The sequence below is a fragment of the Maritalea porphyrae genome (assembly GCF_030159895.1).
GTDB lineage: Bacteria > Pseudomonadota > Alphaproteobacteria > Rhizobiales > Devosiaceae > Maritalea > Maritalea porphyrae.
In genome coordinates this window covers 1,200,150-1,221,374 of sequence record NZ_BSNI01000002.1, presented here as the reverse complement: position 1 = coordinate 1,221,374, position 21,225 = coordinate 1,200,150, and the positions used below count along the sequence as shown (strand labels likewise).

Below are 21,225 nucleotides of genomic sequence, written 5' to 3'. Positions count from 1 at the left end.
GGTAATCAAGAATGAAGCGAGTAGCGCTCTATTTCCTACGAACGAAATCAAAAAGTACGTTGCGAACCTCAGTTTCATCCTTGCGATCTAGCGCTCTTTCGAGTTGTTCCAATGCAACTGGAACGTTGTTGGATGAATTTGTACTTTGTGTCTTGGCACGCATAATTTTGGTATGAGTAGTGCGTGTCACTGTGGCCTCATCATAGAAAAGCTCTTCATAAAGTTTTTCACCTGGTCTAATACCGGTTTCAATAATCTCAATATCACCATTGGGATTTGAAGCGTCTCGCACCGTCAAACCGGCCAGTTGGATCATGTTCCGTGCCAATTCTATAATTGGAACAGACTTGCCCATCTCTAAAACGAAAATATCACCTCCCGACGCAAGGGCACTGGCTTGAACAATCAGCTCAGCAGCTTCGTGGATAGACATAAAATACCGGGTCATTGCAGAGTCGGTTAGTGTGATCGGTCCGCCACGTTCGATTTGTGCTCGAAACTTTGGAACTACCGACCCGTTCGAGCCAAGGACATTGCCAAACCGCACACACGCAAAAACCTGACCTGTTTTGCGTTCATCTGCCAAATTTGCGTGATTTCTCATAATTTCTTCGGCCCAGCGCTTGGTAGCGCCCATTACATTGGTCGGTCGAACCGCTTTGTCGGACGAAATCAACACTACTCGCTCGACGCTCGTTTCAGCGGCCACTTCGGCCACACATTTGGTTCCCAGGATATTGTTGCGCACGCCCTCAATTACGTTCTCTTCCAATAGCGGGACATGCTTGTGCGCGGCGGCATGAAAAATAACGTCAACATCATTGTCCATAATTGCTGACTTTAACGCACTGCGGTTTTCGATTGATGAGAGGACCGATACAACGTTTTTAAAACCTCGGTCTAAAAGGGTTTGCTGGATCGTATAAAGCGCAAACTCGTTTGCTTCATATAGTACAATTTTCTCTGGGTTCCATTTTATGGCTAGCTTGCACAACTCGGCCCCGATGGACCCACCCGCGCCGGTAATCAATATTGATTTATTTTGCAACGCAGTTTCCAACAAATCTGCTTGAGCTGGCACTGATGATCTTCCAAGCAATTCATCGATATCAATGACACGGATTTGGTTGATGAGATACTTGCCTTCCACCAGGTCAGATAAAAGCGGAAGTGTGCGGATTTTTACATTGTACTGGCTAAGCGCGTCCACGATATCCCGCCTTTTGCTGGCGGAAATAGATGGAATAGAGATGATGATTTCTTTAACACCGTAGTCTGAAATCAAACTATCGATGCGCTCCGGGTTGTGCACGCGTACGCCAACGACTTCAGTGCCCCAAATTGTGGGATCGTCATCAACAAATCCGGCAACATAATTATGGCCCTGCGCAGCAATGGCTGAACAGAGTTGGGATCCCGCATTTCCTGCGCCATATATGAGCACCGCATTCCCTGCAATAGCGGATCCTTTTGGACCAACAATGATCGACTTTGCAAAAAAACGGCTACCGCCAATCACAAGGACAGCGAACGCGAAGTACAACAAAGGAATCGAGCGGGGCACACCCTGCCCACCAGTCATTTCGGTGGCAAAAGCAATAAAAACCCACGCAATGGTGGCAAGGCCAACGGCGAACAGAATTGTCCAGATTGCCCTTTCGGGCAAATATCGAATTACGGCTCGATAAATGCCCAGTCGAATAAAAATTGGAATGGCAACAATCGGCGCAGCCAACATTAACATGAACTGTTTACTGCTTGGCGTGAACATCACTCCAAAACGCAATGTGTAGCTCAGCCAAACAATAGAAATCAGCGCAAAAAAATCAAAACACAAGAACACCAAACGTTTCTGGCTCCTCGGCAATTCCAATGCAAATTTGCGCAGCCAATCTCTCATGTTAAAAATCTTCTCCAAAAAAGAACCCTGCAAATTGGCTCCGAATGATTGTTTATATTGGCTGCTGCCGCGACTGCAAGCAATGATGTTAGTCTTGGCGACCTGCCCCCAACACAATGCACAAGACAAAGCCAGCAGCGTAACCAACAAATAAAAATAGTGGTGCAAATAATGGCAAAAATGCGCTTAAAACCCCTAAAGGTAAAAAGACAAACAGGGTGCACGCAAGATACACTAGAGTTGCTGCTCTGTGGCTAGCCCAACGACGGCTAAGCTTTTGATAAAGATGTTGGCGGTGAGGCGCATACCATTTCTCACCACCGAATAGTCTGACCAGCAATGTCGTAGTAGCATCACAAGCCAACGGCGCGGCTAACAATAGCCACATACTAATTAGCTCGCCACGTGTCATCAACGTGTGCAAGAACTGCAACAGCAATAGCGCGGCAATAAAGTAACTGCCCGCGTCACCCATAAATATTCTTGCAGGTGGTAAGTTAAAAACCAAAAAACCAAAAACCGCAAAAGACGTGACTATAACCCATACCTCCACATGGGACATCGGCTGATCAAATATCAAGTTGGTGACAAAGTAACCTGCGATAATGATTGCACACGCCTGAGTTGCAACCAAACCATCAATCCCGTCCATGAAATTGACAAGATTGAGCCACCAAATTGATGCAACAAACATGCCAACCAAAAGCGGGATCGTGAAGTATCCATTCACAATCTGCCCTGTACCGCCGAACACCCCCACATGCCAGAATAAAAGCAAAGTCAAAACCACTTGGACCACAAATCGCAGCGCCGCAGGAAGGTCGAAGAGATCATCCAGGAAGCCTAGTAAGGACAAAATCAGCGTGAACAACACGTATGGAACAAGAGAGGCCGACATCAGTGAAATGAAAAACCCAGCCAGCAATCCGGCAACCGCAAACGACACACCTCCCCCGGTTGGCGTAGGCTCTGTGTGAGATGAACGAGCGTTGGCGTACTGCAATAACGAAAAGTGTGGCGCCGCGTGTATGAGGCCAAATGTGGCCAACGCCGCGAAAAAGAAGCTGGCCAAGCAAAGGATGCCAATGATGCTAAGGTCTACCACAGTTTTTCAAATTCGATTTCTAAAAATGGATGCCGAATTAGGTATCTGCAATTGATCTCGCGTGCAAGTCGTAGCAAATGGGCCAAGCGGTGCTACGATAGTCAGCGAAAAACTGATTCTTTTAAAGATTGCAGGGTGCGATAATGAACAGGGCGCTGAGACGGCAGCAAAAGAAATTGGCCAAAAAGGGCGTGCATGTCGGCAGTCAGGAGTTCATGCAGATCTTGCAAACTGGCTTGCAGCACCACAAAGCTGGCAATTTGCCGGCGGCTGAGCAGCATTACCAGCAAGCGCTGAAAATGCAGCCCGACCACCCTGACGCAAACCATCTTATGGGCACACTTGCGCACCAAGCAGGGCGCAATGATTTGGCCCTGCCATATTTGAACAAAGCCATTGCCGCCCACCCGCAAAATGCAAACTTTCATAATATCAAAGGTTTGGTGCTGAAAAACCTTGGCGAAAACGACGCTGCCGAAGTAGCCTATAAAGAGGCAATCAGGATCGATCCAAAATTTGCTGCGGCACATAATGGGCTGGGGCTACTTTACAAGGATGCGGAAAAGCTGGATGAGGCGCTGCAAAGCACTCAGAAGGCAATTGAGTTACAAAGCAATTTCTTGGAGGCTTACAACAATCTTGGCAATATTTATGAAGCCCAAGGCGCGTTGGACAAAGCGATTGAAACATATGAAAAAACACTGTCGCTGAATGCTGATTTCGTACCAGCTCGCTACAACTACGCGCGGGCATTGCAACAAAAAGGCGACGACCTGCGCGCTTTGGAAATCTACCAAGGGATACTAAAAGAACAGCCCGATTTCCCAGAGGCGTTAAGCAACTATGGTCTGGTGTTAAGAGGGTTGAAGCGCTCGTCCGATGCGATAGCACCATTACAACGCGCGGCGGAACTACAACCACAATCAGAAGAGCACTACTATAATCTTGGGCTCGCCCTGATGGATATTGGGCATAATGCAGAGGCCATTGAGTGCTTTGAGGGCGCAACGACAATCCAGCCTGAATATCCACACGCCCATAACGACCACGGCAATGCGTTGTTGGCAATGGGACGCGCCAGTGATGCTATTCCGCATTTCCAAAAGGCACTGGAATATGCCCCCAATTCGTCAGGTATGCACAACAATTTGGGTGGCGCACTGGTACGGTCTGGACGCTTGCAAGAGGCGCAAAGCAGTTTTGAGCGCGCCCTAGAGCTAAAACCTGACTTTGCCGAAGCGCATAACAACCTCGGGAATCTACACCAAGAATTGGGTGAATTTGAACAGGCGCATTCATGTTTTGAGCGGGCGTTGGTTGCCGACCCGCTTTATCTAGAAGCACATTCAAACATGCTGTTTGCCTTGAACTACGATCCAGACAAATCTGGTGAAGAGATATTCACCCACTATCGCGCTTATGAAGAGCGTTTCGCGCGACCGCTCTACGCTATGCAAAAGCCACACACCAACAACGCGGATCCCAATCGGCGCATCAAGATTGGGTATGTGGCGCCGACTTTTTACAAGCACGCCGTAAGCTTCTTCCTGCTGCCACTGTTTGATCTTGCAAACCACGACGAGTTTGAGATCTACGCCTATGCCAACCTTTCAAAGGCCGACCATTTTACCGAACAATACCGTGACGCCAGCGACCACTTCATTCTAACAAAAGGTATGAGTGACGAGGAACTAGCCGAACGCATTCGCGCAGATGAAATAGATATTTTGGTAGACATTGCGGGCCACGCCAATGACAGCCGGTTGGGTGTATTTGCGCGCAAACCCGCTCCGGTTTCGCTTCACTGGTTGGATTTTGGCTACACAACCGGTTTGAGCAGCATCGACTATTATTTAGGCGATCCAGTTGTGACGCCTGAAGGACAGGACCATTTGTTTGGCGAGAAGGAAGTATGGCGGATTGATGGGCCATCATTCGTCTACCGGCCAGCGGAAGGCATGGGTGAAGTGGGACCGCTTCCAGCGCTTGAAAAAGGCTACATCACCTTCGGCACATTGTCGCGATCTGTGCGCATAAATGAGAAAACTGTCAAAGCATGGGCTGAGATTCTTAAACGTGTTCCAAACTCAAAATTGCGCGCCGATAGCCGAAACTTTGCCGACCCAGTTATGTGTGATCGCCTCGCTGCCCGGTTTGCCAAACATGGTATTGAGCGCGACCGGCTGATTATGGGCTTTAACAGCCCGCCATGGGACGTTTTACGGGACATGGACATTGCTCTTGATTGTTTCCCGCACAATTCTGGCACCACCCTTTATGAGCACCTTTATATGGGCAACCCAGTTGTGACCCTCTATGGGCGGGCGAGCGTTGGTACACTTGGGGGCACAATTGTGAGTGGCGCAGGGTTTGGCGAATGGGTTGCAAAGTCTGAAGAAGAATATGTCGATATTGCCACAAATCTTGCCAGCGACCTGGACACACTTTCACAAACTCGGGAAACGATGCGCGAAAAATTTAAGGCAAGCGAGTTGATGAATGAACGCTTGTTTGTTGATCGGTTTGAAAATGCGTTTCGGCAAATGTGGCAAAGATGGTGCGAAAAAGCATGAAGGCGGTCATCTTAGCTGGCGGACTGGGCACACGGATTTCGGAAGAAACGCATCTGCGGCCCAAGCCAATGATTGAAATTGGCGGCATGCCCCTGCTGTGGCACATTATGAAAGTCTACTCGACCCACGGCATAAACGACTTCATCGTTTGCTGCGGTTACAAGGGCTATGTGATCAAGGAATATTTCGCCAACTACTTTTTGCACAAATCTGACGTCACATTTGACATGGCCAACAATCAAATGCATGTGCACGAACAACATGCAGAACCGTGGCGCGTGACACTTGTTGATACCGGGTTAGAAACACAGACCGGTGGGCGCTTAAAGCGCATTTATGATCACATCAAGGATGAAGAAGCATTTTGCTTCACCTATGGCGATGGGCTTTCCGACGTCAATGTTTCCGAACTTGTGGACTTCCACATGCAGCGCGATCAATTGGCAACCCTAACCGCCGTTAGTCCACCAGGACGTTTTGGTGCATTACATAGCGATGGTGAAAAAGTTGTTGGATTTGACGAAAAACCCCGCGGTGATGGCGCTCTAATTAATGGCGGTTATTTTGTCGTTTCGCCCAAGTGCGTGGAACTGATCGAAGGTGACCAAACATCTTGGGAAGAAACGACGTTGAGCCAGCTGGCGCAAGACGGTGAACTGAACTCGTTTCGCCACAATGGGTTCTGGCAACCTATGGATACGCTGCGTGAAAAGAACCGGCTTGAACGATTGTGGCAGACTGGCGAAGCGCCTTGGAAAATTTGGGAATAGCCATGGCGGCCACAAAACCAAATACAGGTTTCTGGGCTGGCAAGCGCGTGCTGGTCACAGGTCACACCGGGTTTAAAGGGGCATGGCTAAGCCTATGGCTACATCGTCTAGGTGCACAGGTTTCTGGCTTGAGCCTTGCGCCAAAAACTGACCCCAACCTGTTTTCACTTGCGCACTTGGACGACACGGTTGCACACCAGATTTGCGATATTCGTGACGCAAAATCTACCGCGAAAATCTTTGCTGAATTTCAGCCTGAGGTCGTATTTCATTTGGCGGCCCAGGCATTGGTGCGACCCAGTTACGACGATCCGCTTGAAACATTTGCGATTAACGTCATGGGAACGGCACACGTGCTCGATGCTATTCGGCGCACCCATTCCGTTGCAGCATGCGTGGTGGCAACAACTGACAAGGTCTATCGCAATACTGAGCATGGCATCGCGTTTGAAGAGCAGGCTCCCTTGGGTGGTCATGACCCTTATAGCGCGAGCAAAGCAGCCAGCGAAATGGTGGTCGAAAGCTACGCCAAAAGCTTTTTGGCAGAGCATGGCGTCGCGCTAGCTTCGGCACGCGCTGGTAATGCGATTGGCGGTGGAGATTGGTCGCAAGAGCGATTAATTCCGGACGCGATCAGAGCATGGAGTAAAGGCAGCTGTCTTGATGTCAGGCGGCCAAACGCTGTGCGCCCGTGGCAGCATGTGTTGGAACCTTTATTTGGCTATATCAAGCTCGCCGAAGTAATTTGGGACAATCCAAATCTTGCGCAACCGTTCAACTTTGGCCCTAATGCGGATGATGTGTTCACCGTGCGCAATGTGGTTGAGCAAGCAAGCACAGCCTTTGGCAAAGGTGATGCAGAGTTTGCGCAGTTTGAAACTGGTCCGCACGAGGCGCACTTGCTTAGCCTTGACAACACGAAGGCAAAAAAGAAGCTAGGTGTTGGACCAAAATGGCGCACCGATGAAGCAATATCTGTGACCATGAATTGGTACCGGCGGCATTTTGACGGAGCGGACGCGCGCGATCTCTGCATGGCCGATATTGCAGCATATGAGGCCGCAGCATGAAATTTGAACTGGTTGAAGAACCAATGCTGGGCCTCAAACTAATCAAGAGGCAATGTGCGGGTGATGAGCGCGGATATTTCTCTCGCTTGTATTGTGAAAAAGCGTTGGGTGAGTTTGGCTGGCCAAGTGAAGTCGCACAAAGCAATTTCTCCAAAACCAATGCGGTTGGCGCAATTCGTGGTTTGCACTTCCAGTATCCTCCAGATGCGGAAGCGAAACTGGTCACCTGCGTCAGTGGTGCAGTATTTGATGTGGCTGTGGATTTACGAAAAGGCTCTTCAACATTTGGTCGCTGGTTTGGAACGGAATTGAGCGCTAAAAATCAGATGAGCTTGCTCGTTCCGAAAGGTTTCGCGCACGGTTTTCAAGCGCTAGAGAGCGACAGCATGTTGGTCTATTTCGCGTCTTGCGCCTATGCGCCTGAAAATGAAAGCGGCGTCATCTGGAATGACAAAGACTTGGCAATTGATTGGCCGCTTCCGCCCAGCACGATCTCAGCGCGCGACCAAGAAATGCCCCCGCTCAAAAGCATTGGCGATGGCATTAAAGTCTAACTGCAAACACTTGGTATTCAGCGGACTTGTCCACTTGTCAGTTTGGAGCCCGTTTCTATTTTCTATTGCTTTTGCCGCGCGAAATCTAACAATGCTGGTAGTTCTTCCAAAAGCTCGGACTTCGCGCGGTCAAACTCGGTTGTTAACCGTTCAACATTGATTTGCGGCGAGACCAGTGTTGGCGCATTTTGGCGAAAAGTTATACGAACACCTTCTTGTTCGAGCACATTTGCAATCTCTTCATTCGAAGTATTTGCGCCCTTGGCCACGTTGTAGATCCGCTTATTTCCCCGCAGCGCGATTTTTGGCAAAATGCTCACAACGTCATTCAGTGAGATATAGTCTTTTGCCGATTGCGGTGAAGACAAAAATTCAACGCTTCCCGTCCGCACAGCTTCATCCAAAATCGATGCCAAGGAGACAATATTTTTGGTGAATTGGCCGTAGACGTTGGACAGCCGAACAACGCGCACATTCTTGGATGGATGAGACAAACAAAGGCATTCCGCTGTGGTTTTGGTTAACGTGTAAATGTCATTAGGATCAGTCGGTGATATCTCAAATTTTGCTTGCTCATCCGATGCTGCGGCACCGGCGTAAAACCGTGTCGATGAGAGATAAAGAAAGGAGGAGTATTTATATTCTTCTAGAATTTGAGCGGGCAATGTCGTTTGGGATCGCACCGTTTCGAAAGGTACTTTTGCGTAGTGAGATGTCATGCCTGCAGCGTAGATTACGTGGCCAAGATCGGTATTCTTCGCCGGCCAATTGTTGCGCGTACACTCGAGCACCTCATGGCCCAGCGAGCGCAAATGATCCACCATCGCGCGACCGATAAACCCGTTGGCACCGAATATTGTGAACTGCTCCGGCATGTTGATCGGCTCCAACTATTCAGATTGTCCACTCAAAGGATTAGTGTTCAAGTTGACGAATGTTGCAATGTGGTTTGTGATGACAAAATCGCGTGATTCGAGATGAATGACAAACAAATTGGCGACGAACGTTCGCCCAATTTCAATTCATCATTTTCCATTTGTGTTTGGGCAGAGCTTGATGATTATTTTTGATGACAAAAAAGGCACCGTAACAAAGCAGCACGACGATGGAACTGAGGAAGTTTATCCGCTCGAAAGCGCAAAAGCATTTGAAGTCATGTCTGAGGCTTGGCTGCGTGCCAGTTGGGACACAAAATACATCTATAGCTTTTCTTGGTTCGGGCGCCCAATCATCCAACTGCCAGAGGACATGATCCGCATCCAAGAAGTAATTTGGGACCACCAACCTGACGTTATTGTAGAAACCGGCGTCGCACATGGCGGTTCGCTAGTTTTTTATGCAAGCTTGTTCAAGGCTATTGGAAAGGGGCGCGTTATTGGTGTTGAAATTGAATTGCGCGACCACAATCGCAAAGCAATCGATGCTCACCCCTTAAGAAGCCTTATTGAAATCGTTGAAGGCTCATCCATCGACCCGAAAACAATCGAGACCGTAAAGTCGAAGATCAAGCCGGGCGAAAAAGTAATGGTGATGCTTGATTCAAATCACAAGAAGCCTCACGTTTTGAAAGAGCTAGAGGCATATGGCGAATTGGTTACCCCCGGTTGCTACATCGTTGCGGCTGACGGAATCATGGAATTGGTAGCGGGTGGCCCGAGAACTGGCGAAGATTGGAAAACATCCAACCCCAAAGCGGCCGCGATTGAGTTCACCAAAAACAATTCGAACTTTGCTATTGAAGAGCCCAAATGGCCCTTCAATGAAGGTGTTTTGGAAAAACGCGTAACTTATTGGCCAAGCGCTTTCGTTAAGCGATTACGCTAGCGTATCGCACTTAGGCATTTACATCCACCACGACGCGGCCGCGCACTTCACCGGCTAAAATGGCTTTGCCAAGCGCCGGCAGGTCTTTCAACGTTGCTGGCTCAACCATTTCATTCAACTTGTCCATTGGCAGATCAGTTGCCACACGCTTCCATGCCCGCACGCGATCCTCATATGGGCGCCGCACTGAATCGATGCCCAACAGGTTCACGCCGCGCAGCAAAAACGGAATGACCGTTGCAGGAAGATGCGCGCCACCGGCCAAACCAACAGCGGCGACAGAAGTGCCATATTTCATTTGGCCAAGCACGCGCGCCAGCATTTCGCCACCCACAGCGTCGATGCATCCAGCCCATGTTTCGCTTTCAAGTGGACGTTTGACCGTTTCATTTAGTTCATTGCGCGGCACAATCGTTGTGGCGCCAAGTGATTTTAGATATTCCGCGGTTTCAGGGCGCCCCGTCACACCTGCAACTTCATAGCCCAAATTGGAGAGGATGGCCGTCGCCACAGAGCCCACACCACCGGCAGCGCCAGTTACCAATACTGGGCCGTTCTCCGGCTTAAGGCCGTGATCTTCCAAAGCCATGGTGGCCAACATTGCGGTGAAGCCCGCAGTACCAACCGCCATTGCGTCTTTGGTGCTCAAGCCTTGAGGCAATGGGACAAGCCAATCCGCCTTTACACGTCCCTTTTGCGCGTAACCACCCCACCAGTTTTCGCCCACATTCCAACCGGTCAGCACAACTTTGTCGCCGGCTTTATATCGCGCATCGTTGGAGGCTTCGACCGTTCCGGCAAAGTCGATACCCGGAACATGGGGGTAGTTTCGAACCAATCCACCACCAGGACCCAAGCACAGGCCATCTTTGTAATTCAGCGTTGAATACTCAATCGCTACAGTTACGTCGCCATCGGGAAGTTGATCAAGCTCGAGCTGCTCGAGTTGCGCTGAGGTTTTACCCTGATCATCTTTGCGCACCACCATTGCATTAAACGCCATCGTCTCACTCCCGATTTTCATAAGTTGAAATTCAGTTTGCACAAAGCTTTTGACGGGCGCAAACCCAATTAACGCAAATCGGTCTTGTAATTTTGCGAGGACGATTGGTCGCGCCTCACCGAATGATTAGTTTTTCACCAACAAAACATCTTCGATAAAAAGCGCATCAATATCAGTGCCAAGGAAACACTTTATGGCGTCTTCGGGCGTTTCGACGATCGGCTCACCTGCAACATTGAAGCTGGTATTTAGCAATACGGGAACGCCGGTTTTTTCGTCAAAAGCTTCAAGTATCGTATAGAGCTTGCCGTTAAAGCTTTGTGTGACCGTTTGCACACGAGCTGTCCCATCAACATGAGTGACAGCTGGGATGACGTCGCGCTTGTTCGGCAGAACATTTGGCACCAGCAACATATAGGGACACGGTCGATCGATGTCGAAATAGTCTTGGCTGTGCTCTTCCATCACAATCGGTGCGAACGGCCGAAACTCCTCGCGGAACTTTACACGCGCATTTAGCACGTCTTTGTTTTCGGCAATCAATGGGTTCATCAATATTGATCGATGACCTAACGCCCGTGGGCCCATTTCGCTACGCCCTTCAAAGCGCGCAACTATTTTGTTGGCGCACAGCATCTCAATTGCTTGTTTCAATGCATTGTCTCGGACAATCTTGTAGCCAGAGAAAACCGCAATAGCCTCGTCGATACGTTCGCTAGAATAGGTAGGGCCCAAATAGGGTGAAATCTCCCCTGCCCGCCGCTTGTTTTGCCCCAGAGCATAGTGCCCATAATAGGCCGCACCTAGCGGTATTCCCGTATCGGAGGCGGCTGGGTTGATGAAAATATCGTCAAAAATCCTCGCCTTGAGCAAGGAGTTGTTTGCTACAGAGTTGAGTGCGACACCGCCTGAAAGGCAAAGGTTTGGCATGCCCGTCACTTTGCGGGCATATTTCCCCAAATGAAGTAACGCACGTTCGCACTCCATCTGTGTTTCATAGGCAGCGCGTGCTTGTTCAGCAAAGGTAGATGGCGATAAGATGTCTTGGCGAAGCGAATAGTTTCCTTCAACACAAAAGGTCTCGTAGCTGGTGCGGATGCCTTCAAATCTGCCATCAAAATCATATGCAAGCGGCGGCTCATTTGCGCCGTAGGGGGCCAAGCCCATGGTTTTTCCCTCTTGCAGATTGCCAAAACCGATATGCTGGGTCATCGCCGCATAAAGCAAACCAATACCAATTGTATCTGTGCCTTCAATGAACTTGATCGAGTTGCCTGAACCAATAAACAGCGATTGGGTTTGCTTGTTGGATCCCCGCCCATCCACAATCAGTATCGCAGCTTCCTCAAACGGCGAGGTCATAAATGCAGCGTAAGCATGGCACAAATGGTGGTCGATCATATGGATGCGCTCGGGCACAACATCGCGCAGCAGATTTTCCGTCGAACAAGGTCGCCGAAACTGATCAAGACGCCAGTCTTTGTCGGTTTCTATATAGTCCATCACGACGGCATCGAACTGGGAGATGCTGGGTACATCGAGATGCCGCATACACGCTTCAATGGACTTCTGAGGGAACGCACGGCTGTCTTTTACTCGATCCAGCCGCTCTTCAGACAAGAACGCGATATTGTATTCGCCATCATGGCCCGAGATGGCGCATGCACCTGTATTGTGCCAAGGATCTTTGTGAAGGCCTAGAGATTTCATACCTGAAGTCGCTTTTCTTGAATCCAACAATCTCAACTACTTGCGGATCTAAATTCTGAACGAATTGTTTGTGATTTTGTCTTTGAGCATTTCGCAGTTGCGCATCAACTCATCTGATTTCTTATGGCTCATGCGACGGGTAAGAAACAACAAGGTTTCCAATTCGTCGCTTGTCGACGCGAAGACTAAGTCCTGGGGCATCGTGTTGATCGCATGGCACAAATATCGCCATAAATAGAACAGTTTATCTTCAAATGACGCTGGTTGCGCGCCGGCAAACCAGCTATTGAATATCCCGATGGCAATGTTTGGTTTTGATTGCGCCGGCGCATGTTGCACGACTAAATCAAGCGCTTCGCCAATCACCTTATATTCATCGATATATTGATGAGCATTTGCAATCGGTTCAATTGTCTCCTCTTGCGCGGCATTTGCCTTTAACAACAAAATGTAAGGATCAAACTCGGGGGCAAGCGACTTGTTCTGAAAATTCGAAAAGTCTTTTTCTTGTCCAATTGGTTTCAAGCCAGCATCGTTTGCGACGTCTACCAACTGTTTGGGGGTCCAAAAACTAACTATCGGTGCAACTAAATCATCGACTGCTCGGTGTCGTGCCAGCGGGTGCAGCGCGAGTTCCCAACTAGGTTCAGGTTTTTCGGTCCCCAACAATTTGCGACATGCAGAAACCAGCATCTCCCGCATTGAACCCGCATCATAGGCATAAGCAAGTATTTGACTTTGCTCATCTTTCAACCAATGACGCGCACTGCCAAGTAGTCGTTCTGGGTGCTTTACGTGATGCAAAATGCCGTAAAGGAAAACGATATCCGCTTCAATGTGCAGCTCTTGATCATCAGTATTTCCCAATTGAACCGATATGTTTTGAATTTCGTGATCTTTTACATACCGCTTAAAGTTTTCAGCTGCGTTTTGCGACGCTTCAATGCTGATTACATGTTCGGCACCAAGCTGTCTAAATGCCAAACTCCAATTGCCCCGTCCAAAGCCGTAATCGACCACTGTTTTGCCAGCGATTTTGTCACCAAAAATGCACTGCAAGTATCTTGCACAATCGTCGATCCATGCTTGATGGATGTTTTCCCCTTGGAACATTGAGCTGTGATAATGGTTGATTTCTATCCCAGCTGAATCAAGGGCCTTCACTTGCGCGGAACTGAGTGCACTTTTGGAACTCACGACGCTTGAACCAATTTGGATCTCAACTCATCATGGCGCAGAATTGTCGTCGTATCCCCCATAGGACAGCCAAACTCTCGGTAATGATCTTCAAGCGCATCACTTATGCGCACTTGTATCGTCCATCTCGTATGGGGACCTGCATGCTCTAAGCTGCGGTGCAATAGGAATTGTGAAAACACAATGCCGTCACCGTAATCAAGCTCCACAGCTTGCCTTGGGTCCATTGGCTCCTCTGCAAGCGCTAAGTCATTTGGCGATAGTTGACCAGTTTTGGCGCTCGCTTCTTCATTGATAATCTTGAATTGGCGCAAGTTTTCTTTGTGCGAACCTGGCACTATTTCGATCCCACCAAGAGTTGCTGAGACTGGCTGCAGTGGCAGCCAATAGGTGACCGAATTAAGCGAACCAAGCAAATAGGTGTAGTCTTGGTGCCAGTGAAACTTGTTGGGGTTGTGACCGCCCTGATCCATGCGGATATTGCTCGCATTCATCACGAGCGGAAGAGATAAACCAATTTGTTTGCTGGCGTTGGTCAAAAGAAGACTATTCGCCAACCTGCCAAGACTGGGTAGATAGCGCAAAGATCGATAGAATCGATGCCGTTCATCACCTTGCGGGGGATCGAAATGGGCTTGATCATCGCCAAACGGATCGGCGAAGCCATACGAGCGAGCTAGCGTTGAAATTTCTTCTTTAATATCATCAAGATAGGGCCGAAGATCGGAAACATCTTTGAATGTTGCGAAACCAAGCTCTTGGAAGTGCACATTATCCTTGGACGAAAAAATATCCATTTCGGCTGCCGCTCGCGTTCATGAACCAATTGCTCTTTCGAGCATCTCTTAATTCGACGCAAACAGTCAACGGCAATCGCACAATTGCAATTGTTGTCCATCAGTTTTTTGAAAGGAAGTGGTGCCCGGAGGCGGATTCGAACCACCGACACGCGGATTTTCAATCCGCTGCTCTACCAACTGAGCTATCCGGGCATCTTGTTGACCATTCTCGAAACGAAGCGAGAAATCAAACATGCTGGCGGGTTTATAGGTTGAGAATTCAGGCTTGTCTAGCGGGGAAAGACAAAATTTTCCACTTATCTCGCAACTTTCCCGCGATCCCGCAAAATCCCAACATATTTCAGAATGTTACCGCGCTTGAGACGCCGACGATCTGGCCCTATTCTGGATCGTAATCTTCCAATTGCGCGCCATCCTCTTCCACAACTGGAATGGCGTAAGATCCGTTGAGCCATTTACCTAAATCAAGGTCAGCACACCGCTTTGAACAAAAGGGATGAAACTCGCGAACGCTTGGCTTCTCGCACATCACACATGGCTTTGAAGGGCGCAATCCAGTGATGTTAGAACGGTCTGACTTATCTGCCACAGTTAGATTCCCGAAGTAGAATTGAGCCAGTTGAACTCGATCGGATAGTTTTCGCTGCGCAACAATTGCACCGTCTCGTATAATGGCAAACCCATGACCGCATGAAACGAGCCTTGCAGCTTAATCACAAACGCGCCCGCGATGCCCTGGATTGCATAGCCCCCTGCTTTGCCTTCCCATTCGCCACTGGCGAGATATGCGTCTACTTCAGCATTCGAAAGACGTTTGAACCGCAACCGTGTTTCGACCACCCGTCGTTTGCTGCCGCCTGATGGATTGAGCAAGCAAATGGATGTGAAAACACGATGCGACCGACCACTGAGCAAACGCAATGATGCTGCTGCATCATCGAGCATTTCCGCTTTTGGCAAGATCCGGCGGCCAACAGCTACAACGGTGTCGCCACCCAAAACCAGCGCATTGTCACCAATGCCGGTTTGGCGAGCTTTGTGTTGAGCGGCCAGTGCCTTGGTGTGCGCAAGACGCGCAGCAAGTTTTCGCGGAATTTCGTTTTTCAGCGGTGTTTCGTCAACATCGGCTGGAATCAAATGGTCCGGTTCCACGCCAATCTGATTCAATAGCGCCAGGCGGCGCGGTGATGCAGAGGCAAGGATGAGTTCGGGACGAGCAGCGACCATTTTAGTTTTGGCTCATTTTGAGGGGCACGTACCGCTTATTTGAAGCGGTATGTGATCCGGCCCTTGGTGAGGTCATAAGGTGTCATTTCAACAAGCACCTTATCGCCTGCCAAAACACGGATGCGGTTTTTGCGCATACGACCCGCAGTGTGGGCGATGATTTCGTGGTCATTTTCGAGCTTCACGCGGAATGTTGCGTTTGGCAACAACTCCTGTACGACGCCCGGAAATTCGAGCATTTCTTCTTTTGCCATTCTATCTCCTGATAAGCACCTTCAAGCGCAAAAGCGCTTGAATTGGCGGCAACCTATACAAATTCAAACGATTTGTGAACCGTTTGTCACCAGCGATTGCAGCTCGGTGTTAATACGGTTGTTTAAGTCTTCGCGCAAGGCTCGATATGCATCCAGTTTTTGCGCTCGGTTGCCATCGACCAATGTAGGGTCGTCAACTTCCCAATGAAGGCGCTTGCCAACTTCATAGTTGCGCGCGTCAACAGCGGGTGGTGCCTCATCCGAAAGGGTCACGATCAGGTCAAATGAACTGGCGACCAACTCGTCCATTGTGTGGGGCGTGTGCACGGACATATCAACCCCAATTTCTTCCATAACTTCGTGAACGAAGTTGTCCACTTTGCCGGACCGAACGCCAGCAGACCTTGCGATGATGCGGGTTGGAAACGCTCGACGCGCCAAGGCTGCTGCCATTGGTGAGCGCACCGAGTTCATTGAACAGACAAACAAAACCGTTGGCATATCCGGTTTTGAATTTGTGCGCTGATCTGCATAAGGCTGCACGGCACAAATCAGGGTAAACAGCCGCCGTGCGGTGTTTTCGTCCATTTCGAGCTTGCCATCCAATCGATGGCGCAATAGCTCGGCGGCTTGGTTATGCAAACCACGGCGAGCCATATCGACGGTTTCGATCTGATAGGGTTGCGCACTCTTAATCGCATCATAATAGCTTTCGCGGATGCGGAAATAGTCGCGAATGAGATGTCTGAATGGGGTCAAAGACAAAAAGTGTGCTGCAATTGGCTCGTTGGTCGTTGGGTTACGTACATCCAAGCCCAGATGGTTGCCTTGAATTGAAACGTGCAGAGCGTACGGCCCATGCGCCTCTTCGATTGACGTAATCGGGGCGAATTGGTTTTCTTCAACCAAATCAAACACGGCAATACGACGCTCATGCACTTCATCCGGATCAATCGAAATGATTGTCTCTGGATCAAGTGTAACCGTGACCAGCTTATCCGTGTCAGGATGTGCGATATCCATTAGGCCTCGAAGAATGAATCGAAGATTGCCGCTATATTACCGCAATAGCAAAGCGAAAAGAAGCACGACAATCAAGCCCAATAGCATTAGCGCCTGAAAGCGGAAGGCTTTGGCGGCCTTTTGCTCCTCAACTAGAAAATCAGCAAGTGCCTGTTGGTTAAACACAGCTTGTTGGGCAAATTTACGGGCACGTGTGGTGAACCCTTGCAAAACACCCGTCGCCTCGGTGTCATTGTCGTCCAGCGTGCGAATTGGTCCATCTTCCACAAGCACTTCATGCGCCGCACGATAATCGTTTCGCTTTAACTCCGCGAACAGATCGTCGCCCTCAACTTCGCTGAGTTGCCGTGTCAGCAAATCTTCGAGTTGTTTGACTTCGGCCAAATATTCTTCAGCGCCGCGTGATGTTTCGTTCATGCTAATAAACCCACTTTTGCCACCTTCAATCAGATGCAGGATAGCAAACAAGGGTTAGCGCAAAAATAAACGAACCTGTCGAATTAGCGATTAAGCCTAATGGAAACTGAACGTCCGTGAGCCTGCAGGTCTTCAGCTTCAGCCAAGGCAACAGCATCTGGGGCCAATGCGCTGAGCGAAGATGGCGTGCAGCCAAGGATCGAAATGCGCTTGATAAAATCGTGCACATTGAGACCTGACGCATAGCGCGCAGAACGTGCGGTTGGCAGCACGTGGTTCGTACCACCGATATAGTCGCCAATGGCTTCTGGCGTATGATGGCCGAGGAAAATTGCGCCTGCGTGCCGCACTTTGCCCACGAGCGCCTGCGGATCATCAACTGCCAATTCTAAATGCTCTGGCGCCATGCGGTTCGAAAGCGCGATGGCCGCATCAATGTCTTTGACAACAATAACCGCGCCATAATCGTCCCAAGATGGGCCCGCCAAATGCTTCTTAGGCAAAATTTCAAGCTGGCGTTCGACTTCTTTTTCAACCGCGTCCGCCAATGCGGCATCTGGTGTGATCAAAATCGACTGTGCGGACTTGTCATGTTCTGCTTGGGCCAGTAAATCGGCTGCGATCCATGCTGGATTGGCGCTATCGTCGGCAATCACCAACACTTCAGAAGGGCCAGCGATCATATCGATGCCCACGGTGCCGTATACTTGGCGCTTTGCGGCAGCCACATAGGCGTTGCCAGGTCCAACGATCTTGTTGACCGGCTTGATTGTGTCTGTGCCAAAAGCAAGCGCTGCAATGGCTTGTGCACCGCCGACGCGGTAAATTTCTGTAACGCCTGCAATTTTTGCGGCTGCCAACACAGTTGGGTTCACCACCCCGTTCGGCGTTGGCACAACCATAGCGATGCGTTCAACACCTGCGACGCGTGCCGGTGCCGTGTTCATCAAAACAGACGACGGGTAGCTCGCCAGCCCGCCGGGCACATAAATGCCCACAGCATCAACAGCATTCCATTTAGACCCAAGTGTTACGCCAGCGTCGTCCGTGTATAATTCATCTTTTGGCAACTGACGCTCATGATAAGCGGTGATCCGCTTATAGGCATGATTGAGCGCGCCAATGAGTTGGCTGGATGTCTCTTGATAGGCAGCGTCAATCTCGTCTTGTGTGAATGCAATACCGGTCTGATTGAGATCGAGATGATCAAACTTGTTGGTCAAATCCACTAGCGCTCTGTCGCCACGCATCCGGACATCATTGATTATCTTTTCAACTGCATCGCCCACCTCAATGGAGGTTTCGCGCTTGGCACCCAAAAGCGACAAAAATTGCTGCTCGAAATCGGCAGCAGATTGATCCAGTCTAACCGGCATAGTCGAATACTCTTTTAGTTGGCAAGGTCGTGCTGCGGGGTCGCTTTTGCGCCCCACGCTGCGCCCAAATCTTGCATCCGTGCTTCAAGACATTCCACCACCAGCTTGATCGTGCCACCACCAGCAAATGACAGCAAAATCTCGCCTGAAGGCTCGTCAGTTGGCTCAAACGTCATGGTCAGCAACTCAAGAACACCGTCTTGAGCGTGCAGATCGATGCCATGAACTTTGACATCAGTCACACGATCGAAATGGATCGCGGTGCGCTTGCGTTCGCCCTTGCCTCGTTTTTCGCTTTTTTCCCAAGCAAAACGGTTCATCAGGAAAGCGAAGCGCTGTTCGTTGGCCACATATCCCATTTCGGCAACACGCACCACGGCGTCCTGAGTGTGGGCCGAAATAACTTCCAAGTCTTCACTATCAAGTGCAAGCAATTTGAGATCAGTCATGGATCGAAGAACTTTCTTTTTGCGGTCGCGGCTTTGTTTTCTATCAACTACCTAATGCGCGCATATTGCATACACAAGGGCAGCACCCAGAAAATCGGTGATCCTGCCGCTCAACCGATTAGCCGCTAATGCGCTCAATTTGTGCGCCGCAACGGCTCAACTTGTCCTCTAAACGCTCAAAACCGCGATCAAGGTGATAAATGCGGTTAACGATCGTTTCGCCCTTGGCAGCCAACCCTGCGATAACAAGTGATACTGACGCGCGCAAATCTGTGGCCATTACCTGAGCACCTTTTAGCTCTGCCACACCTTTGACATGTGCTTTTTGCCCGTCAACAGCAATATCTGCGCCGAAACGCATAAGTTCAGCCACATGCATGAAACGGTTCTCAAAAATCGTCTCCCGCACAGTGGCTGTGCCATTCGAGCGGGTCATAAGCGCCATATATTGCGCCTGCAAATCTGTTGGAAAATCTGGATACTCAGAAATCTCTGCATCAATTGCGTGAATGGCATTGCCATTTTTGACAATGCGCAAACCATCTGCTTCGCGGCTAATTTTCGCACCAGTTTGTTCAAGCACTTTGAGCGGTGCCTCTAGGTGGTCTGCATTTGCGCCTTTGAGCAAAACATCGCCACCTGTCATGGCGACAGCCATTGCATAGGTGCCGGTCTCAATCCGATCTGGAATGACATCAGTTTCTGCGCCGTGCAGTTCTTCAACGCCTTCAATCGTGATCGTGCGTGTGCCCAAGCCAGATATTTTAGCGCCCATCGCGATCAAGCATTCGCCCAAATTGACAACTTCGGGTTCCATCGCAGCGTTTTGAATGGTTGTTGTGCCCTCAGCCAAAGTCGCCGCCATCATGATTACATGTGTTGCGCCCACTGAGATGCGTGGGAATTTCACTGGGCCGCCTTTCAAGCGACCATTTGGTGCGGTGGCATTCACGTATCCGCCATCAATTTCAATGGTTGCGCCAAGTTGCTGCAAGCCATCGATATAAAAATCTACCGGCCGTGTGCCGATTGCGCAGCCGCCGGGCATTGAAACACGTGCTTCGCCTTCGCGTGCAAGCAGCGCACCGATGACCCAAAAGCTGGCGCGCATGGTTGCGACAAGTTCGTATGGCGCGCATGTATCAACAATGTCTGCAGCAGAAAAAGTGATGCGCTGTCCGCGCATCTCATCTTCGCCGCGACGGCGCCCCTGCACGGCTAGATCAACACCATGATTTTCAAGAATTCGTTCGAGTTGCTTCACATCTGCCAATCGCGGCACATTGTTTAGTGTCAATGGCTCTTTGGTCAGCAAACTTGCGATCATTAGCGGCAGCGCAGCGTTCTTTGCACCTGAAATCGGCAATTCACCGTGAAGCTCATTACCACCTACAATACGAATTCGGTCCATGTGTTGTTCCTTTGAAACGGCGCGTGTCGCTCGCCGTTAATTATAGCGAAGTTCAATAAATTACCAGTGCGATGAATAGTCCGAAGCGATTTTGGCGATTTGGCGGCCAAACCAAGGTGAAGCTGCGTTGATAATTTGACTTTTGATCGTGAGGTTAATCTGCTTTTGGCGCGTTCTTTTCCGAGTCTGAGCGGGCTTTGACTTGCTGCTTGCGACGACGCAGATTGGCGCGCAATTGTTGTGTCAGGCGCTCTTCTCGCGCACGACGTTTAGTTTCAACGGTATTTTCGCGTTTTTCATTCATTGATTTGTTGCCAGGTTGTTGGCCGAGTTGGCAATTGGATATGCTTTTTTGCACATTTTTCCCACTCAGGTCCAGAACCCTCTTGCTTTGACGAAAAGCTTATGGCACTACCACGGCGCTTTCAGGATTATCTATCCTTGCATATTGCTGCCGTAGCTCAGTGGTAGAGCACTCCATTGGTAATGGAGAGGTCGGGAGTTCAAGTCTCCCCGGCAGCACCATTTTTTCAGAAGAAGAGTTTAGTTCAACAAGCGCTTT

Annotated in this window: 21 protein-coding genes and 2 tRNA genes; 6 read left to right on the top strand and 17 right to left on the bottom strand. The window is 49.7% G+C overall.

Annotation, left to right across the window (positions count from 1 at the left end):
* Nucleotides 1-28: 28 nt before the first annotated feature.
* Nucleotides 29-1,900 carry a nucleoside-diphosphate sugar epimerase/dehydratase gene (locus QQL65_RS09365; RefSeq protein ID WP_284363917.1) on the bottom strand — a complete coding sequence of 624 codons (1,872 nt, stop codon included), beginning with the start codon at nt 1,898-1,900 and terminating at the stop codon, nt 29-31.
* A gap of 88 nt (nt 1,901-1,988) precedes the next feature.
* Nucleotides 1,989-3,005, bottom strand: coding sequence for an MraY family glycosyltransferase (locus tag QQL65_RS09360; RefSeq protein ID WP_284363915.1), 1,017 nt, complete (start codon nt 3,003-3,005; stop codon nt 1,989-1,991).
* Nucleotides 3,006-3,148: 143 nt separating this feature from the next.
* On the opposite strand from QQL65_RS09360, the gene QQL65_RS09355 reads away from it, so the two are divergent.
* From QQL65_RS09355 to rfbC, 4 genes are read left to right on the top strand one after another with little or no spacing between them, the layout of a single operon-like run.
* On the top strand, nt 3,149-5,578 hold the full coding sequence (locus QQL65_RS09355; protein WP_284363913.1) for a tetratricopeptide repeat protein: 2,430 nt from the start codon (nt 3,149-3,151) through the stop codon (nt 5,576-5,578).
* Nucleotides 5,575-6,348: a glucose-1-phosphate cytidylyltransferase gene (rfbF, locus tag QQL65_RS09350; protein WP_284363911.1), complete on the top strand. Its 774-nt coding sequence runs from the start codon at nt 5,575-5,577 to the stop codon at nt 6,346-6,348. The genes QQL65_RS09355 and rfbF overlap by 4 nt, the downstream gene beginning before the upstream one ends.
* A 2-nt stretch (nt 6,349-6,350) precedes the next feature.
* Nucleotides 6,351-7,418, top strand: coding sequence for a CDP-glucose 4,6-dehydratase (gene rfbG, locus QQL65_RS09345; RefSeq protein WP_284363908.1), 1,068 nt, complete (start codon nt 6,351-6,353; stop codon nt 7,416-7,418).
* On the top strand, nt 7,415-7,972 hold the full coding sequence (gene rfbC, locus QQL65_RS09340) for a dTDP-4-dehydrorhamnose 3,5-epimerase (protein ID WP_284363905.1): 558 nt from the start codon (nt 7,415-7,417) through the stop codon (nt 7,970-7,972). The genes rfbG and rfbC overlap by 4 nt, the downstream gene beginning before the upstream one ends.
* A 62-nt stretch (nt 7,973-8,034) precedes the next feature.
* Here rfbC and QQL65_RS09335 read toward each other — a convergent pair whose 3' ends face one another.
* Entirely contained in the window at nt 8,035-8,847 is an 813-nt protein-coding gene (locus tag QQL65_RS09335; protein WP_284363902.1) for an NAD-dependent epimerase/dehydratase family protein, read from the bottom strand.
* 106 nt (nt 8,848-8,953) lie between these two features.
* On the opposite strand from QQL65_RS09335, the gene QQL65_RS09330 reads away from it, so the two are divergent.
* The gene (locus QQL65_RS09330; RefSeq protein ID WP_284363901.1) at nt 8,954-9,796 is read left to right on the top strand and encodes a cephalosporin hydroxylase family protein; all 843 of its coding nucleotides are present in this window, start codon (nt 8,954-8,956) and stop codon (nt 9,794-9,796) included.
* A 10-nt stretch (nt 9,797-9,806) separates the two neighbouring features.
* Here the strand turns inward: QQL65_RS09330 and QQL65_RS09325 are convergent, their stop codons facing one another.
* The 14 genes from QQL65_RS09325 to QQL65_RS09255 form a co-directional block, all read right to left on the bottom strand.
* Nucleotides 9,807-10,799 (bottom strand): MDR family oxidoreductase, encoded by a 993-nt coding sequence (locus tag QQL65_RS09325; protein WP_284363900.1) that lies wholly within the window; start codon nt 10,797-10,799, stop codon nt 9,807-9,809.
* A 126-nt stretch (nt 10,800-10,925) separates the two neighbouring features.
* Nucleotides 10,926-12,509: a carbamoyltransferase family protein gene (locus QQL65_RS09320; RefSeq protein ID WP_284363898.1), complete on the bottom strand. Its 1,584-nt coding sequence runs from the start codon at nt 12,507-12,509 to the stop codon at nt 10,926-10,928.
* A gap of 48 nt (nt 12,510-12,557) precedes the next feature.
* Complete coding sequence (locus QQL65_RS09315) at nt 12,558-13,706, bottom strand: class I SAM-dependent methyltransferase (protein WP_284363896.1); 1,149 nt, start codon at nt 13,704-13,706, stop codon at nt 12,558-12,560.
* On the bottom strand, nt 13,703-14,503 hold the full coding sequence (locus tag QQL65_RS09310) for a phytanoyl-CoA dioxygenase family protein (protein WP_284363893.1): 801 nt from the start codon (nt 14,501-14,503) through the stop codon (nt 13,703-13,705). The genes QQL65_RS09315 and QQL65_RS09310 overlap by 4 nt, the downstream gene beginning before the upstream one ends.
* Before the next feature lie 119 nt (nt 14,504-14,622).
* A tRNA-Phe gene (locus tag QQL65_RS09305) sits at nt 14,623-14,698 on the bottom strand.
* Nucleotides 14,699-14,885: 187 nt separating this feature from the next.
* Nucleotides 14,886-15,095, bottom strand: coding sequence for a DNA gyrase inhibitor YacG (gene yacG / locus QQL65_RS09300; protein WP_379863448.1), 210 nt, complete (start codon nt 15,093-15,095; stop codon nt 14,886-14,888).
* A 2-nt stretch (nt 15,096-15,097) separates the two neighbouring features.
* On the bottom strand, nt 15,098-15,733 hold the full coding sequence (locus QQL65_RS09295) for a Maf family nucleotide pyrophosphatase (protein ID WP_284363890.1): 636 nt from the start codon (nt 15,731-15,733) through the stop codon (nt 15,098-15,100).
* A gap of 35 nt (nt 15,734-15,768) precedes the next feature.
* Nucleotides 15,769-15,987 (bottom strand): translation initiation factor IF-1, encoded by a 219-nt coding sequence (gene infA / locus QQL65_RS09290; RefSeq protein ID WP_027833738.1) that lies wholly within the window; start codon nt 15,985-15,987, stop codon nt 15,769-15,771.
* A 63-nt stretch (nt 15,988-16,050) separates the two neighbouring features.
* Entirely contained in the window at nt 16,051-17,010 is a 960-nt protein-coding gene (locus QQL65_RS16550) for a UPF0262 family protein (protein WP_348529143.1), read from the bottom strand.
* Nucleotides 17,011-17,046: 36 nt separating this feature from the next.
* Nucleotides 17,047-17,427, bottom strand: a complete 381-nt coding sequence (locus tag QQL65_RS09275; RefSeq protein WP_284363879.1) for a hypothetical protein — start codon at nt 17,425-17,427, stop codon at nt 17,047-17,049.
* Nucleotides 17,428-17,510: 83 nt separating this feature from the next.
* Nucleotides 17,511-18,803, bottom strand: a complete 1,293-nt coding sequence (gene hisD / locus QQL65_RS09270; RefSeq protein ID WP_284363878.1) for a histidinol dehydrogenase — start codon at nt 18,801-18,803, stop codon at nt 17,511-17,513.
* A gap of 14 nt (nt 18,804-18,817) precedes the next feature.
* Entirely contained in the window at nt 18,818-19,252 is a 435-nt protein-coding gene (locus tag QQL65_RS09265; protein ID WP_284363876.1) for a DUF2948 family protein, read from the bottom strand.
* Between the two features lie 118 nt (nt 19,253-19,370).
* Nucleotides 19,371-20,663: a UDP-N-acetylglucosamine 1-carboxyvinyltransferase gene (gene murA / locus QQL65_RS09260; protein ID WP_284363875.1), complete on the bottom strand. Its 1,293-nt coding sequence runs from the start codon at nt 20,661-20,663 to the stop codon at nt 19,371-19,373.
* Nucleotides 20,664-20,817: 154 nt separating this feature from the next.
* Nucleotides 20,818-20,967, bottom strand: a complete 150-nt coding sequence (locus QQL65_RS09255; protein WP_284363874.1) for a hypothetical protein — start codon at nt 20,965-20,967, stop codon at nt 20,818-20,820.
* Between the two features lie 146 nt (nt 20,968-21,113).
* Between QQL65_RS09255 and QQL65_RS09250 the strand changes: the two genes are divergently transcribed.
* Nucleotides 21,114-21,188, top strand: a tRNA-Thr gene (locus QQL65_RS09250).
* Nucleotides 21,189-21,225 lie beyond the last annotated feature (37 nt).